The 15,580-nt window shown below is 59.9% G+C and carries 14 protein-coding genes; 7 read left to right on the top strand and 7 right to left on the bottom strand.

The genetic code is table 11. From position 1 onward, the window contains the following. Nucleotides 1-4: 4 nt before the first annotated feature. From MTP37_RS12590 to MTP37_RS12575, 4 genes are all read right to left on the bottom strand, one after another. Nucleotides 5-1,108 carry a putative ABC transporter permease gene (locus tag MTP37_RS12590; RefSeq protein ID WP_249237568.1) on the bottom strand — a complete coding sequence of 368 codons (1,104 nt, stop codon included), beginning with the start codon at nucleotides 1,106-1,108 and terminating at the stop codon, nucleotides 5-7. Between the two features lie 36 nt (nucleotides 1,109-1,144). Then, nucleotides 1,145-1,324, bottom strand: a complete 180-nt coding sequence (locus tag MTP37_RS12585) for a DUF6472 family protein (protein WP_097777082.1) — start codon at nucleotides 1,322-1,324, stop codon at nucleotides 1,145-1,147. Further along, nucleotides 1,317-2,087 carry a tRNA (guanosine(46)-N7)-methyltransferase TrmB gene (gene trmB, locus MTP37_RS12580; protein ID WP_249237567.1) on the bottom strand — a complete coding sequence of 257 codons (771 nt, stop codon included), beginning with the start codon at nucleotides 2,085-2,087 and terminating at the stop codon, nucleotides 1,317-1,319. Before trmB ends, MTP37_RS12585 begins: the two co-directional genes overlap by 8 nt. Nucleotides 2,088-2,355: 268 nt before the next feature. After that, nucleotides 2,356-3,540 (bottom strand): alanyl-tRNA editing protein, encoded by a 1,185-nt coding sequence (locus MTP37_RS12575; protein ID WP_249237566.1) that lies wholly within the window; start codon nucleotides 3,538-3,540, stop codon nucleotides 2,356-2,358. Nucleotides 3,541-3,891: 351 nt separating this feature from the next. Between MTP37_RS12575 and malQ the strand changes: the two genes are divergently transcribed. The 3 genes from malQ to MTP37_RS12560 all read left to right on the top strand — a co-directional run bounded on the left by malQ (nucleotide 3,892) and on the right by MTP37_RS12560 (nucleotide 7,004). Then, nucleotides 3,892-5,433, top strand: a complete 1,542-nt coding sequence (gene malQ, locus MTP37_RS12570) for a 4-alpha-glucanotransferase (protein ID WP_249237565.1) — start codon at nucleotides 3,892-3,894, stop codon at nucleotides 5,431-5,433. A 282-nt stretch (nucleotides 5,434-5,715) separates the two neighbouring features. Then, on the top strand, nucleotides 5,716-6,504 hold the full coding sequence (locus MTP37_RS12565; RefSeq protein ID WP_249237564.1) for a GGDEF domain-containing protein: 789 nt from the start codon (nucleotides 5,716-5,718) through the stop codon (nucleotides 6,502-6,504). Nucleotides 6,505-6,563: 59 nt separating this feature from the next. Continuing rightward, nucleotides 6,564-7,004, top strand: a complete 441-nt coding sequence (locus tag MTP37_RS12560; RefSeq protein WP_249237563.1) for a hypothetical protein — start codon at nucleotides 6,564-6,566, stop codon at nucleotides 7,002-7,004. Between the two features lie 144 nt (nucleotides 7,005-7,148). Here the strand turns inward: MTP37_RS12560 and MTP37_RS12555 are convergent, their stop codons facing one another. The 3 genes from MTP37_RS12555 to MTP37_RS12545 form a co-directional block, all read right to left on the bottom strand. Continuing rightward, nucleotides 7,149-7,832, bottom strand: a complete 684-nt coding sequence (locus MTP37_RS12555; RefSeq protein WP_249237562.1) for a 5'-methylthioadenosine/adenosylhomocysteine nucleosidase — start codon at nucleotides 7,830-7,832, stop codon at nucleotides 7,149-7,151. A 160-nt stretch (nucleotides 7,833-7,992) separates the two neighbouring features. Beyond that, the gene (ychF, locus tag MTP37_RS12550; protein WP_249237561.1) at nucleotides 7,993-9,126 is read right to left on the bottom strand and encodes a redox-regulated ATPase YchF; all 1,134 of its coding nucleotides are present in this window, start codon (nucleotides 9,124-9,126) and stop codon (nucleotides 7,993-7,995) included. A 181-nt stretch (nucleotides 9,127-9,307) separates the two neighbouring features. Then, nucleotides 9,308-10,624 (bottom strand): M18 family aminopeptidase, encoded by a 1,317-nt coding sequence (locus MTP37_RS12545; RefSeq protein WP_249237560.1) that lies wholly within the window; start codon nucleotides 10,622-10,624, stop codon nucleotides 9,308-9,310. Nucleotides 10,625-10,800: 176 nt separating this feature from the next. Here MTP37_RS12545 and MTP37_RS12540 point away from each other — a divergent pair, with 176 nt between their 5' ends. From MTP37_RS12540 to rpe, 4 genes are all read left to right on the top strand, one after another. Then, nucleotides 10,801-12,081 (top strand): L-cysteine desulfidase family protein, encoded by a 1,281-nt coding sequence (locus MTP37_RS12540; protein WP_249237559.1) that lies wholly within the window; start codon nucleotides 10,801-10,803, stop codon nucleotides 12,079-12,081. 135 nt (nucleotides 12,082-12,216) lie between these two features. Then, nucleotides 12,217-12,915 carry a response regulator transcription factor gene (locus tag MTP37_RS12535; RefSeq protein ID WP_005938284.1) on the top strand — a complete coding sequence of 233 codons (699 nt, stop codon included), beginning with the start codon at nucleotides 12,217-12,219 and terminating at the stop codon, nucleotides 12,913-12,915. Continuing rightward, nucleotides 12,915-14,435, top strand: coding sequence for a sensor histidine kinase (locus MTP37_RS12530; RefSeq protein WP_249237558.1), 1,521 nt, complete (start codon nucleotides 12,915-12,917; stop codon nucleotides 14,433-14,435). The genes MTP37_RS12535 and MTP37_RS12530 overlap by 1 nt, the downstream gene beginning before the upstream one ends. A gap of 485 nt (nucleotides 14,436-14,920) precedes the next feature. After that, nucleotides 14,921-15,571, top strand: a complete 651-nt coding sequence (rpe, locus tag MTP37_RS12525) for a ribulose-phosphate 3-epimerase (RefSeq protein WP_249237557.1) — start codon at nucleotides 14,921-14,923, stop codon at nucleotides 15,569-15,571. Nucleotides 15,572-15,580: the final 9 nt, after the last annotated feature.

The raw sequence follows: 15,580 nt of genomic DNA, 5'->3' as shown, positions 1-15,580 counted from the left end.
GGTCTCAGGCGTCCCTGCGGGTGTCGGAGCCGTCGTTCTTCGGTTCTTCTTTGGGGGTTTCCCGGCGGGCAAGACCAAGGCGCAGGGCCTTGAGGGTGGTCTTTTTCACGCCGTGCTTCAGGCCGGGAAAGGCGCGCAGCATGCGGCGCGGGCCCACGATGCGGGGGGTGCGCAGCAGCTGGGCCTGCATTTCGTCGCTGCGGGCCTGCAGCTCCTCGGCCAGCTGTTCCAGACGCAGCAGCTCGGCAGCACGCTCCACCGTGCCCTTGGCGGCCAGCTGTGCGGCTTTGGCGGCTTCGGCCGTGTTGAGCTTGGCGATCTCGGAAGCACGCTTTGCGGCCTCGCGGGCCTCATCGGTCTTGGCGCGGACGGCAGCCAGCGTTTCACGCAGGGCGCGCTTTTCCGGTGCGGCCTCACGGGCCTCGGCGGCAGCAAGCTTGAGCTGCAGGCGCTGCTCGTCCAGCTTCTGGTCGGCGTTCAGGGCGGTGGTGCCCAGCAGCTGGGTCATGGCATCGCTAACGGCATGGATGCTGTCGGCCAGCTGTTCCATGGCGTCCAGTGTCTGGGCCAGACCGGAGGCGGCAAAGGCCGTAACGACCACGTCTGCCGCGTAGACCGCATAGAGCACACACATGACGACAAGGCCAATAAAGGGCGGGACCATGTCCACAAGACCGGCGACGACCGGGTGGACGATGCGCATGACCACCAGCGTGCCCACGCCCCACAGCAGGCTGAATTGCAGGCAGATATAGCCGCCGATGTTGAAGGGAAAGTCGCTGTAGTCCCACCAGCGGGTGTGATAGAGCTTATACAGTGCCCAGCCGCCCACCAGCTCCAGCGCACTGGGCAGGATGACGCCGCCGATGTACAGCAGCAGGACGCTGTCCTGCAGAGGGGTCAGGGCGAACAGCACGATGATCATGCCAAAGCCGTAAATGGGGCACACCGGGCCGTTGAGAAAGCCGCGGTTCACCAGCTGACCGGTGGTGGCGGCGGCAAAGATGACCTCCAGACACCAGCCAGTGCAGGAGTAAATGAGGAAGAAGGCCAGCACATGGTACAGCGAAAAGCCGCACACTGTGGTGGTCGTGAGAAAGTTGAGCATAAAACACCTCCTGTGAGAATCATGCTGCTGCGCAGGTCAGTTCTGCTTTTGTACGATCTTGTATTCGTCGCCCGGCTCAAAGAACGGGCAGGCGGCCGTGCTGCGGGAAAGATAGCGGGCCATCTCGTCCTCGTCCAGACAACCGCCCTGAGCACAGTACCAGCTGCCATACTCGTCCTGCACATTGTTCAGGCAGATCTCGCAGGGGTCATTCATTGCCTTCGCCTTCCTGTGCAGCCCGGGCTTCGGCCTCGGCGGCTTCGCGGGCCTGACGCTTGAGGACCTTGGGCTCGATCCAGGTCACGCTGGCGGGGTCCGGGTTCTTGCGGGCGATCAGGGCCTTGATCTTGATGCCCATTTCGGTGAACATGCCCTCGTGCTCGGTGCGGATGTTCCACTCCGGCTCGTTCTCGTGGAGGTCGTAGGTCATCCACTCGATGTCGTAGCCGGAAGCGGGGAAGTATTCCAGACTGTCGCGGAACAGATCATCGTCGTCGGTCTTGAAGTAGATCTCGCCGCCGTCCTTGAGGAACTCGCGGTAGTTGATGAGCTGGCGCGGGTAGGTGAGGCGGTGCTTGTGGGAAGAGCCGTTCTTGCTCCACGGGTTGCAGAAGTTGATGTAGATGCGGCTGACCGTATCCTCGGCGGTAATGACCCCCTTGATGCGCTCGATGTCGGTGCTCATGATCTTCACGTTGTCGATGGGGCGGCCCGCAGCCTGATAGGCGGCTTCGATCTTGCGCTTGGCGAGGATGAGCACCTTATCGGTGATATCGATGCCCAGATAGTTGTTCTCCGGGTGGGCGCAGGCCAGCTGGGAGATGAAGCCGCCCTTGCCGCAGCCCAGTTCCAGCACAAAGGGCTGCTCCGGGCGGGCGTACTGACCGTGCCACTTGCCGCCCCAGATCAGCGGCTCATGCACATGGAAGTCGGCTGCCATCAGCTCGTCGTGGGCATAGGGTTTGAAACGCATTCTCATAGTTTGTTGTTCTCCTTGATGTTGTGAACCCTCTCAGCCTCGCATTCGCTCGGCAGCCTCCCCGAAAGGGGAAGCTTTTTGACCATAAGAGGGAAAGCTATTCGATTTTGCAATAGAAGCCCCCCTGAGAGGAAAGACTTCCCCCGGTCGGGACAGATTCTCCCCGCGCCGGGGAGAAATGTCACTGCAGGTGACAAAGAGAGGAACAGATGTCGCGCAGCGACAAAAGGGGGAATCTGGCAACGCCATCAGGCGTTGACTGAGAGGGTTATTCCTGCTCCCGCAAAAATTCCTCCACCTGTTCCGGTGCGGCGGCGCAGCTGCCCTGACAGATGCCGGGCTTGCCGCCGCCGCGTCCGTTCAGGGCGGCGTTCAGGGCTTTGGTCAGGGCGCGCACATCGCCGTCTGCCTGCGCGATGCAGTAGCCGGTGCCCTTTTCGGTGGGGGTCAGGGCGGCGCAGAGACCGGTGGTGGCTTCGGTCAGGCGCACCGCCAGTCGGTGCAGTCCGTCCGGGTCAAGGCCGGGCACTGTGCGGATGGCGTCCTCACCGGGGCCTGCCAGCTGGGCAAGTGCATCGAACAGCTGAGAACATACGCCAAAGTGTGTAAACTTGAGCGCAGTATACTCGTCGTAGACGCGATGCACCGCCACAGCGGTCTGGTCGGCCTTGGCGGAGAGCAGCGCCCCGATGTCGGCCTGACGGGCACGCATGGCCTGTGCCGCTTCCAGCGCACGGGCTCCGCACACCACGCTCAGCCGCACGCCGCCCTTGTAGTTCTCAGATGCCAGAATTTTGATCTGTCCCACCTGACCGGTGGTGCGGGTGTGGGTGCCGCAGCAGGCGCAGACGTCCGCACCCGGGATGGTCACGATGCGCACCTGCCCTTCGATCTCCTTTTTGGAGCGGTAGACAAGGGCGGCAAGCTCCTCCCGGGTGGGGTAGCTGACCAGCACCGGCACATCCTGCCACACGATGCGGTTGGCGGCAAGCTCGGCTGCCCGCAGGCCCTCGGCAGAAATGGGCACGCTGGTGTCCATGCGCACGGCCTCGGAACCGATGTGGAAGCCCACATTCTCGGCCCCGAACATCTGGTGCAGGATGCCGGAGAGGATGTGCTCACCGGTGTGCTGCTGCATTTTGTCAAAGCGCCATTCCCAGTCGATGCAGCCGGAAACGGCAGTGCCGGGAACAGCGCTTTCCGGCAGGGCGTCCACGCTGTGCCAGAGGATGCCGTCGCGCTCGTGCACATCGGTCACATTCAGCGTGGTGCCGTCCGGCAGGGTCAGGGTGCCCCGGTCGGCAGGCTGACCGCCGCCCTCCGGGTAAAACACTGTGCCGTCCAGCGCAATGCGCCCGCCGCCGGTCTTTTCGTCCGGCTCTGCGGCAAGGATGACGCTCTCGCACTGGGTGCGGAAGGCGTCCGGTTCAAAGTATTTTTCTGTGCGCTGCATGGCGCGGGTACCTCCTGTTCAGGGTGCAGTTTGACGATTTAAAATGGCCGCCGCAGGCTCTGGCCATATTCAGCGGAAAATTTATTTTTATTTCGGGATTCAGGAAAGTCTGCGGACTTTCCTGAATCCCATTTTCACGGGTGGGGTCGTAAAGGGAAACAGCCGCTGCAACCTTTAGCGTCCTCGCCCTCTCAGGCGCTCCCGCGCAAGCCGTGACGGAGAGGGCAAGGACGGTTATCCCGTAAAATTAAGTATACCACGTTTTTTGCCTGTGGAAAATAGTCTGCGGATATGTTATGATAAGAAACAACGATATTCCCATAAAATGTTAAAAATGAGGAAGGTAATAGCATGCGTGAAAGTGGAATCCTGATGCCGGTGTCCAGCCTGCCCGGCCCTTACGGTATCGGCTGTTTTGGCAAGGAAGCCTTCGAGTTCGTGGATTTTCTGGCACAAGCGGGCCAGAAGATCTGGCAGATCCTGCCCCTGAGCCCCACCGGATACGGCGACAGCCCCTATCAGAGCTGCTCGGCCTTTGCGGGCAACCCCTATTTCATCGACCTTGACACCCTGAAGGAAGAGGGGCTGCTCACCGCCGCCCAGCTCAAGGCCGAAAAATGGGGCACGAACCCCAAAGAGGTGGACTACGGCACCCTGTACGTGAGCCGCTTTAAGGTTTTGCGCACCGCTTACGCCGCATGGCGCAAGCAGTGCGCCGGGCTGCATGGCTGTGCATATTACTTCCCGGATGATTATTATGCCTTTACCCTTGCCAACGAGGAGTGGCTGGACGACTACGCCCTGTACATGGCCCTGAAGGCAGCCAACGGCATGAAGAACTGGGTGGAGTGGGACAAGCCCTACCGTCTGCGCGACAAGAAGGCCCTTGCCGCCTTTGCCGCCGAAAACGAGGACGAGATCGGCTTCTGGAAGTTCGTGCAGTACAAGTTTGCGGCCCAGTGGCAGGCGGTGAAGACCTACGCCAACAAAAAGGACGTGCAGATCCTGGGCGACATCCCCATCTACGTCTCTGCCGACTCGGTGGATGCATGGGTGGGCGGCGCGCTGTTTGAGCTGGATGCCGACGGCGGCTTTGCCCGTGTAGCGGGCTGCCCGCCGGATTACTTCTCTGCAGACGGTCAGCTGTGGGGCAACCCGCTGTACAACTGGGCCTACCACAAAAAGACCGGCTACGCGTGGTGGGTGCGCCGGGTGCGCCACGCACTGGGCATCTACGACCTGCTGCGCATCGACCACTTCCGCGGCTTCGATACCTACTGGGCCATCCCGGCGGACAGCACCACCGCCCGCACCGGCAAGTGGGAGAACGGCCCCGGCATGGAGCTGTTCGATGCGCTGGAAGCTGCCCTTGGCAAGCTGCCCATCATTGCCGAGGACTTGGGCGAACTGTTCCCCAGCGTGCGAAAGCTGCTGGCCGACAGCACCTTCCCGGGCATGAAGGTGCTGCAGTTCGCCTTCAGCGGTGGGGACAGCGAGTATCTGCCCCACAACCACGTCAAGAACAGCGTGGTGTATCCCGGCACCCACGATAACACCACCCTGACCGACTGGTGGGAGAACGGCGCTTCCGAAAAGGAAAAGGCTGCCGCTGCCGCTTACCTGCACCTGACCGGCGTAAAGCCCACCGCAAAGGAGCTGGCGGCCATCCGGACCGATGATGTCCGCATCGCTCTGCTGCGCGCAGCGCTGGGGTCGGTGGCCGACCGGGCTATCATCCCCATGTACGACTGGCTGGGTCTGGGCGCGGAAGCACACCTGAACACGCCCGGCAAGCTGGGCGGAAACTGGGCATGGCGCGCCGCCGGCGGCTTTGCCGCCAAGGCACTGGCCAAGACCATCCACGACGAGTGCAGTGTGTACTGCCGCGTATAAACAGAAGGCACAGAGCGGTGGGCGCTTAGCAATTTGACGAAAATGTAAAAACTCCGGCAGAAAATTGTGCGTTTTGCTGGTAAAATCGGAAGCTGAATGGTATAATGTTGCTAAAGCGGCATTATACCATTTTTCTTTACCTGATGCGTTCCCGGGATTCCCGGAAACAGAGCGGCGGGCGCGGGATGCATAATGCGGCAGATGGTTCCTGAACATATGGGGAACAGGCGACTGCACGCGGGATACGGGAGCGCCGCGTGCGCAGATGATGGGGAAAATTACATGAAGAAAGAATGTACCGAGCAGGATCTGCGGGAACTTGCGCGCTCAGCGCAGGCCGTATTTGAGGCAGTGACCCTGACCGAAGCGCCGCGTTGTGACGGCTGGCAGGACGATGGCCTGCGGGTGGACTATGAGCTGCGCAATGGCCGTGTGGACTGTGTGCTGCACCGCAGAGTGGAAGCGGACGGCAAATGCTGGGAGCTGGAAATGTGCGCACCGCTGGCAGGCAATGTGCTGCCGGAAGAGCGCATGACGCCCCGGGAGCGGGAGCTGTGCCGCGAGGATATGAGCCACGATTTCCTTACCGGCGTGTACAACCGCCGCTATCTGGAAACGGTGTTTGCCCAAAAGCTGGAACAGTGTGCAGCGCAGGGCCGCAAGGCGGCTGTGGCGCTGGTGAGCATCGACAACGGCCAGAAGCTGCGGGACACCTACGGCCAGCCTGTGATGGACCAGCTGCACTGCTTTGTGGGCAACCAGTGGAAAAAGAGCTTTGATACCCCTGAGACCCGCGTAGTCTGCCGCCTGACCGGCAGCATCTTTGCGGTGGGCTGTCTGGACACCGACGGCAAACAGCTGGCAGAGGAGATGCGGAACCTGTATCAGCAGATGCCCCGGGAATGCATCACCACCACCGGCATGATGCGCCGGGTGCCCTTTACCCTGAGCTGCGGCGCAGCCGGGCTGGAGGATGTCTCCGCAAAGAACTGGCAGGCGCTGTACGAGCTGTGCGATGCACGCCTGCGGGAGGCACAGAACGCCGGCGGCGATCAGATGCGTGCAGAATAAAACCAGTGTATAAAATCCCCCTTTTGGCGCAGACTAAGGCCAGAAGGGGGATTTTTTGTATGGAAAACCAGAAGAACGACAACCTGAACCTGCTGGAAGCCGTGGTGCAGAACACGGAGATGGGCAAGAATACGTTGGAACAGATCGTGCCGATGACCGATGATGTGCAGTTCAAGGCCGAGCTGCTGCGCCAGCGCAATGTGTACCACCAGCTCAATCAGGAAGCACACACCGCCATCGAGGCCTGCGGCGGCACCGCGCAGGGGCAGAGCGCCATGGCAAAGCTGAACACGAAAATGGGCATTGGCATCAAGACCCTGACGGACAAATCCACCCGCAATCTGGCCGAAATGCTCACGCAGGGCAGCGGCATGGGGGTGGTGGACTGCGTAAAGGCCCAGAAGGATTACCCCAATGCCGCGCCCGGCGCAAAGCGTCTTGCTCAAAGGCTGCAGGAGTTTCAGGAGGACAGCCGGGTAAAGCTGGAGCAGTTCTTGTAAAAGAAAACCCTCTCAGGCTCACTTTGTTCGCCAGCTCTCCCGAAGGGCGAGCCATTGGCAAAACGGAAAACGTTTCCGGAATGTCAAAAGCTCCCCCTTTTGGGGGAGCTGGCAATGCGAAGCATTGACTGAGAGGGTTCTTTTTTACAGTGCTTCCACCATTGCTGCCACGATCCTGGTGGCGGTGGCTACATATTCCGCAATGCTGAACTTTTTCACCACCAGCACCTCGTGGCCGTCCTCGTCGGCGTTGTCGCTCATGGCGCGCAGGATGACGCAGGGCACACCGTTCTTGGCAGCGATCTGGCTCACAGCGGCACCCTCCATCTCCACGCAGTCGGGGGCGCATTTGGCTTCAATGGCAGCCTTGGTCTCGCTGTCGCCCACAAACAGGTCACCGGTGGCGATCTTGCCCACCAGAGCCTTCACACCTGCTTCGGCGCAGGCTTTTTCGGCGGCGGCGATCAGCTCCGGGTCGCCGGTGTATTCCTTGAGGAACGGCGGGTTCTGGCAGATCATGTCCAGCTGGGCGTCATGGTACAGCACGGTCTTGCCGATGACCACATCACCAATGCCGATCTTCGAGGTCATATTGCCTGCGATGCCGGAAAAGATGATCTTCTCCGCGCCGAATTTTGTGATGAGCACCTGCGTGGTGGCGGCGGCATTGGCCTTGCCCATGCCGGCACAGCACACCACCACCTGTTTACCGGCCAGCGTGCCCTTGTGGTAATCCACGCCGCCGTAGGGCTCCACGGTGACGTTTTCCAGCTTTGCACACAGCTGATCGACTTCATCGGGCATTGCGCCCATAATACCGAAAATCATAGGAAACCTCTTTTACGATTTTAAATGGCCGACGCGTGCGCTCTGGCCATATATAGCGGAAATTTATTTTTGATTTTGTAAGTTCCAAAAGCCTGTGGGCTTTTGGAACTTACTTTTTCACGGGAAGGGGCGAAACCGGAAGCGGCATCTTTGCCGAAAATCAGACGTTGAACAGGAACTCGATCACATCGCCGTCGTTGACAACGTACTCCTTGCCCTCGGTGCGCTGCAGGCCCTTGGCCTTGACGGCGGCATAATCGAAGTTGTTGGCTTCCAGATCGCTGTAGCCAATGACGCTGGCACGGATGAAGCCGCGCTCGAAATCGCTGTGGATCTTGCCGGCAGCCTGCGGTGCCTTGGTGCCCTTGCGGATGGTCCATGCGCGGCACTCCTTCTTGCCGTCGGTCAGGAAGGAGATCAGGCCCAGCAGGTCGTAGCTGGCGGTGATGAGGTTGTCCAGACCGCTGGCTTCAATGCCCATTTCAGCCAGAAAAGCTTTCTTTTCCTCGGGGGAATAGTCGGCGATATCCTCCTCGGTCTTGGCGCAGATGGGAATGTAGCGTGCGCCCTCTTCCTTGGCGCGTGCGGCCACCAGCGGGACATACTTGTTGTTTTCGATGCCCTCCATCAGGTCATCCTCGCCCACGTTGCAGGCGTACAGCACCGGCTTAGCGCTCAGCAGACCCATCTCATGCAGTACGGTCTGCTGCTCGGCATCGCTCTCGTCAAAATCAAAGCTGCGGGCAGGCTTGCCTGCGCTCAGGTGATCGGCCAGCTGCTGCAGCCATGCGGCTTCGGCGGCAGCACCCTTGTTGTTGCCGCTCTTGGCAGCCTTTGCCATGCGGCCTGCGCGGTTCTGCACCACCTCAAGGTCGGACAGGATCAGCTCGTAGTCGATGGCGTCGATGTCGGCAATGGGGTCCACGGCCTCGGCCTTGGAAACATCCTCCACCACATGGATGATGTTATCATCGTCAAAGCAGCGCACCACATGCACAATGGCGTCGCACTCGCGGATGTGGCCCAGGAACTTGTTGCCCAGACCCGCGCCCTGACTGGCACCCTTCACAAGACCTGCGATATCCACGAATTCCACGATGGCAGGGGTCTTTTTATTGGTCTGCCAGATCTCGGCCAGCTTGTCCAGACGCTTGTCCGGCACGGCCACGATGCCGCTGTTCGGCTCGATGGTGCAGAAGGGATAGTTTGCAGCTTCTGCATTCTTGGTGGAGGTGATGGCATTGAACAGAGTGGACTTGCCGACATTCGGCAGGCCGACGATACCTAATTTCATTTTATTATACTCCTTGCGAAAAAGATTTTACGCTGCGGTAAAAAGCGATATTATAACAGGATAATTGTAGCACAATGGACGTTTTTTCTCAATACTCACTTAAGTGGAAACGAAAAGCCGCCCGCGGAAGAGCAGTGCTGCTTTTCCAAGAGCGGTCCTTATAATTTGAGTTGTACGGGCCTTACTTGCTGATGGTAAGAGTGCCGGATGCGGTCTCTTCAAAGTGGCTGGCGTAGAATTCCTCCATCAGCCGGATGAGAGAAACGGTGTCCCGGGCACCGGCGGTCTCGTAGCAGGAGTGCATGGCCAGCTGCGGCAGGCCGATGTCCACGCAGTTCATGGATACCTGCGCCATGGCAAGGTTGCCCAGCGTGCTGCCGCCGACCTTATCAGAACGGTTGGCAAAGTACTGTAGCGGGACACCGGCGCGGGCGGCAAGCTCCTTTGCCACGGCCATGCTCATGCCGTCGCTGGTGTACTTCTGGCCGGCGTGGACCTTGACCACAACGCCCTCGTTCATGTAGGTGCAGTTGTTCACATCGGTGTATTCCGGGTGGTTGGGGTGCACGGCGTGGGCGTTGTCGGCGCTGAACATGAAGCTGGACGCCACCGCACGGTGGAAGTCCTCATCGCCGGGGCAGACGTTCTGCGCGATGCGGTGCAGTACATCGTACAGGAAGGTGGAAGCTGCGCCCTGCTTGGTGCCGGAACCCACTTCTTCGTTGTCGAAGAAGGCGGCAACATTGATGGAGCGGGCGCAGTGCGCGTTCAGAAAGCCTTTCAGGATGCCGAACACACACTGCTGGTCGTCCAGACGGCCGGAGGAGATGAACTCCTCATTGCAGCCCCAGACGGCGGCCTTTTCGCGGATGCAGAGGAACAGGTCGCTGCCAAGGATCTGCTCTTCTGCGACCTGCAGCTCGGCGGCGATCAGCTTTTTCAGCACGCCTTCCTCGGCGGCACCGCCCAGCAAAGGCAGCATATCCACCTGCTTGTTGTAGGAAGCCTTGTCGTTGACTTCGCGATCCATGTGGATAGCTACGCTGGGGATCATCAGCAGGTCGCGGTCCAGCGTGAGCAGGCGGGAAGTGATGGCATTGTTCTCCTTTATCAGCACGCGGCCTGCCACCGACAGCGGCCTGTCCATCCATGTGGAGCAGATCATGCCGCCGTAGCCCTCGGTGTTCAGCTTGGTGTACTTCCGGCCCATGTGGATCTCGGCGTTTTCCTTGATGCGGAAGCAGGGGGAGTCCGTGTGGGCAGCAGCCACGTTGAAGCTGTAGTTTTCCAGCTGCTCTCCCATGCGGAACGCAAGGATGCTGGAGCCGTTGCGGCAGACGAAATAGCTCCTGCCGGGCTCCAGCTGCCACCGGCGGCTCTCCAGCAGCTCGGAAAAGCCTTCCTTCAGCAGAATGTTCCGGACGGATGCAGTGGTGTGGTATGCGGTAGGATTGCCGTCAATGAAGGACAGCAGTTCCTGTACTTCTTTTTCGATCATTTGGAAGAACCTCCGTGGATTTATCGGTTTGGATGCTCCTATTCTACTTCTGCGGTCTGCGCTTTGCAATAGCCGGTCCTGCGGGCGGGGAAGAATTTGTTTTACATTGCGCGGGTTCTATAGTATACTACTCCTGTTGGTAAATATCGAATCGACAGGAAAGGCAGGGAACCGTCATGGAACGCAGTGATCCGCGCTATCAGGCGTATGTAGAAATATTAAAAGAAGAGCTCATCCCGGCAATGGGCTGCACAGAGCCCATTGCACTGGCTTATGCTGCGGCCCGGGCACGCGAGGTGCTGGGCGCACTGCCCGAGAGCGTGCAGCTGCAGGTGAGCGGCAGCATCATCAAAAACGTGAAGAGCGTCATCGTGCCCAACACCGGCCACCTGAAAGGCATGGAAGCCGCTGTGGCGGCGGGAATCATCGCCGGCTCGGCAGAAAAGGAGCTGGAAGTGATCTCGGAGGTCAGCGAGGACAAGAAGGCTGCCATCCGGGACTATCTGCAGACGGTGCCCATTTCCATCCAGCACATCGAGCAGGGGCATGTGTTCGATATCATCGTTACCGAGCGCAGCGGGGATTCCTACGCAAAGGTGCGCATTGCGGATTTTCACACCAACATCTGCCTGATCGAAAAGAACGGCCGGGTGCTCTACGAAAAGCCGCTGCTGAACGAGGAGGCCCGGCGGGACAGCCGGGCGGACCGCAGCCTGCTGAACATGAAGGACATCTGGGACTTTGCCGAGACCGCCGACCTGCAGGATGTGGCGGACCTGCTGGAACGCCAGATCCGCTACAACAACGCCATTGCAGAGGAGGGCCTTCTGGGCGACTATGGCGCGAACATCGGCCGGGTGCTGCTTTCTACTTACGGCAATGATGTGTCCATCCGGGCCAAGGCCAAGGCGGCCGCCGGTTCGGACGCCCGCATGAACGGCTGCGAGCTGCCGGTCATCATCAACTCCGGCAGCGGCAATCAGGGCATCACCTGCTCGGTGCCGCTTATTGAATACGCCAAGGAGCTGCACAGCGGCAAGGAAAAGCTTTACCGTGCCCTTATCATTTCCAATCTGGTGGCCATCCACGAAAAGACCGGCATCGGCACCCTGTCCGCCTACTGCGGCGCAGTCAGCGCCGGTGCGGGCGCAGGCGCGGGCATCGTATATCTGTGCGGCGACGGCTATCAGGCCGCCATCCACACGGTGGTCAATGCGCTGGCCATCGTGTCCGGCATCGTGTGCGACGGCGCAAAGGCCTCCTGCGCGGCAAAGATCGCATCCTCGGTGGACGCGGCGCTGCTGGGCTATAACATGTACAAGTGCCATCAGGAGTTCAAGGGCGGCGACGGCATCGTGATGAAGGACATCGAGACCACCATCAAGGGCATCGGGCGTCTGGGCAAGGACGGCATGAAGGAGACCAATGAGGAGATCATCCGGCTGATGATCGAGTAAGGCCGGGCCGGAATCGTGAAAAAATCATACAAATCCTTCTTTATTTTGTCATAACTCTTCCGTATAATAAGAAGTGGAATACTTTGCTGCTCTGCCCGTCCCGGCGGGCATCCGATAAAATGGGAGGAAATCATTATGGCCAACGAAAAGATCCTCGTTGTGGACGACGATACCAATATCTGCGAGCTGCTGCGGCTGTACCTGACCAAGGAGGGCTATCAGGTCACGGTGGCAAACGATGGCGAAGAAGGTCTGGAAAAGTTCAATCAGGTCAAGCCCGATATGGTGCTGCTGGATGTGATGATGCCCAAGATGGATGGTCTGGAGGTCTGCCGCCGCATCCGCAAGGCGGGCAACACCCCGGTGATGATGCTCACGGCCAAGGGCGAGACCTTTGATAAGGTGCTGGGGCTGGAACTGGGTGCAGACGATTACATGGTGAAGCCCTTTGACGCCAAGGAAGTGGTGGCCCGCATCAAGGCGGTGCTGCGCCGCTGCCAGACCACCACTGCCGCTGCCGAGAGCACCGAGGGCGTGATCGAATTCGACAACCTGCGTCTGGACATGAACAGCTATGAGCTGCGGGTCAAGGGCAAGGTGGTGGAGGCTCCCCCCAAGGAGCTGGAACTGCTGAACTGCCTGGCCTCCCATCCGAACCGTGTCTACACCCGCGACCAGCTGCTGGACGAGGTGTGGGGCTTTGAGTATTACGGCGACAGCCGCACCATTGATGTGCATGTCAAGCGCCTGCGCGAGAAGCTGGCCGGTGCTTCCGATAAATGGGAGCTGAAGACCGTATGGGGCGTTGGCTATAAGTTCGAGGTGCGTCAGTAATGCGCAAAAGTATCTCGGTGGCGTTCTTCTCGCTGGTGTCCACCCTGATGGTGCTGGGCATCGTGCTGATGGGAGCTTCGGAGTGGGTGCTGTTCAAAAACTACTTCGCCAAGGACCGCTACGAAACATTGGATCAGGTGGTGGGCGTCACCCAGCGCACGGCCCAGTATCTGGTCCAGCAGGCGGAGCTGCCGGAAGGCGATGAGCTGGACGCACTGAGCACCAAGCTGGAGATCATCGGCGAGAGCGCAGAGGCCTATCTGTTCTTTACCGACAACGACGGCCGGGTGATGATCGCCTCCAGCCCGGACAAGCTGGAGAGCCTGACCGTGCCGAAAGAAATGATGGAGAAGATCGGCACTGCCGATGCGGACTACTACCATGTGTTCGGCACGCTGGACGGTATGCTGGACGGGAAAAGCTACATCACGGTCAGCGAAATGCGCAATGAGCACGGCCAGCCCAGCGGCTACCTGTTCCTGTGCTCTTCCGGCGAGCAGCTGACCCAGTTCAAGCAGCAGTTCTGGTCCAACTTCCTGCTGTCGGCCTGCGTGATGCTGCTGTGCGCCAGCATCCTGACCAAGATCCTGATGCGCCAGCTCACCGACCCGCTGCAGAAGGTGACGGACGCCGCCCAGCGCTTTGGCGGCGGGGATCTTTCGGTCCGCGTGGAAGGCGTGGAGGGCGAAGGCGAGGTGGCAGACCTTGCCCGCACCTTCAACCGCATGGCGGACAACATCCAGATGAACGACAACTCCCGGGGCCAGTTCATGGGCAACATCGCCCACGAGCTGCGCACCCCTATGACCACCATCAAGGGCTTTGTGGACGGCATTCTGGATGGCACCATCCCGCCGGATATGCAGAACCACTACCTGCAGCTGGTCAGCGAGGAAACGGGCCGTCTGGCACGGCTCATCCAGAATATGCTGGATCTCTCCAAGCTGGAAAGCGGCGAATATCAGGTGAACGCCCGGATGTTCAACATCTGGGAGACCATCACCGGCGTGGCGCTGTCGGCAGAGCAGCGCATCAACGACGGCATGATCGACATCGATGGCCTGACCATGGACGAAAAGGTGCTGGTCTACGCCGACCCCGACCTGATCCATCAGGTGGTGTATAACCTGCTGGACAACGCCATCAAGTTCACCCCGGCAGGGGGCACCATCCGCTTCAGGGTGGAAAAGCTGGGCCCGGAAGCCGAGATCTCCATCTGGAACTCCGGTCAGGGCATCAGCCCGGAGGCGCTGCCCTACGTGTTCCAGCGGTTCTACAAGGAGGACCGCTCCCGCGGCCTGCATGCCCGGGGCGCGGGTCTGGGCCTGAACATCTGCAAGGTGCTGGTGAACCTTTCCGGCGGGCAGATCCGGGTGGAGAGCCAGCAGGGCGAGTGGTGCCGGTTCGTGTTCACCCTGCCCACCGTGGCACCGAACCCCGGCGGCATGAAGCGCCTGCCGGATGAGGCCGGCGGAGAGCCCGTTGTGGAAGACCCCGCCAGCATGAAGCCCGTAGAATGAACTTCCAGCCAGACTGTCCCATGGAGCGGGGTGGTCTGGCTGTTTTGGCGTGGGGAACCTTTGCCGCTGGGGGTGCCTTGCGCGGGACGAACCCTCTCAGTCAAAGCCTGATGGCTTTGTCAGATTCCCCCTTTTGTCGCTGCGCGACATCTTCCCCCGGCCGGGGGAAGTCTTTCCTCTCAGGGGGAGCTTTATTCGTGCTGACCGTGAGATGCGTAAAAGCTCCTCCTTCGGGGGAGCTGGCATCGCGCAGCGATGACTGAGAGGGTTTTCCCGGCGACTGAGGGAGTTTACTTCGCAAATGGACAGATCTTTCCAAATACGTCATTTCGGTGAAAAAGCCGTTGGCGGGTTTGATTTTTTGGGCGTTTTCATGTAAACTAAAAGATAACCATGTCCATGCTGTTTCAAAGGCCGTGAACCGGCACAATGGTGGGACAATGGGGAATAATAAACTATAAAATAACGGAGCGTAAAGATAGAATATGGCGATCGTAAGTCCTTCGATTCTTTCTGCTGATTTTGGCAAACTGGGTGCAGACTGCCGCATGGTGCTGGACGCCGGTGCACAGATGCTGCATTATGATGTGATGGACGGCCACTTTGTGCCCAACATCAGCTTTGGCGTGCCGGTGCTCAAGAGCCTGCACAAAAACCTGCCGGATGCCTTTTATGATGTGCACCTGATGATCAGCCACCCGCTGCAGTATGCGGAAGCCTTCATCAAGGCCGGTGCCACCCTGTACAACTTCCACCTTGAGTGTGAGGACGATATTCAGGCCACCATCGATGCGGTCAGGGCGCTGGGCTGCAAGGTGGGCCTGACCATCAAGCCCGGCACCGACCCGCAGGCGCTGGCACCCTATCTTGACCAGCTGGACCTTGTGCTGGTGATGAGCGTGGAGCCCGGCTTCGGCGGGCAGAAGTTCATGCCCTCGGCGCTGGACAAGCTGCGCTGGCTCAAGGCGGAGCGCGCGGCACGCGGCGCACACTACCTGCTGGAAGTGGATGGCGGTGTGGACAGCACCACCGCGCCCCAGTGCGTGGAAGCGGGTGCCGATATTCTGGTGGCGGGCAGTGCGGTGTTCGGTGCAGCAGACCCTGCTGCAGCGGTGCAGCACCTCGCCAGCCTTTGACCCTTGAAA

The sequence above is a fragment of the Faecalibacterium sp. HTF-F genome (assembly GCF_023347535.1).
GTDB classification, from domain to species: Bacteria; Bacillota; Clostridia; order Oscillospirales; family Ruminococcaceae; genus Faecalibacterium; species Faecalibacterium wellingii.
This window is presented reverse-complemented; position numbering and strand designations above follow the sequence as displayed.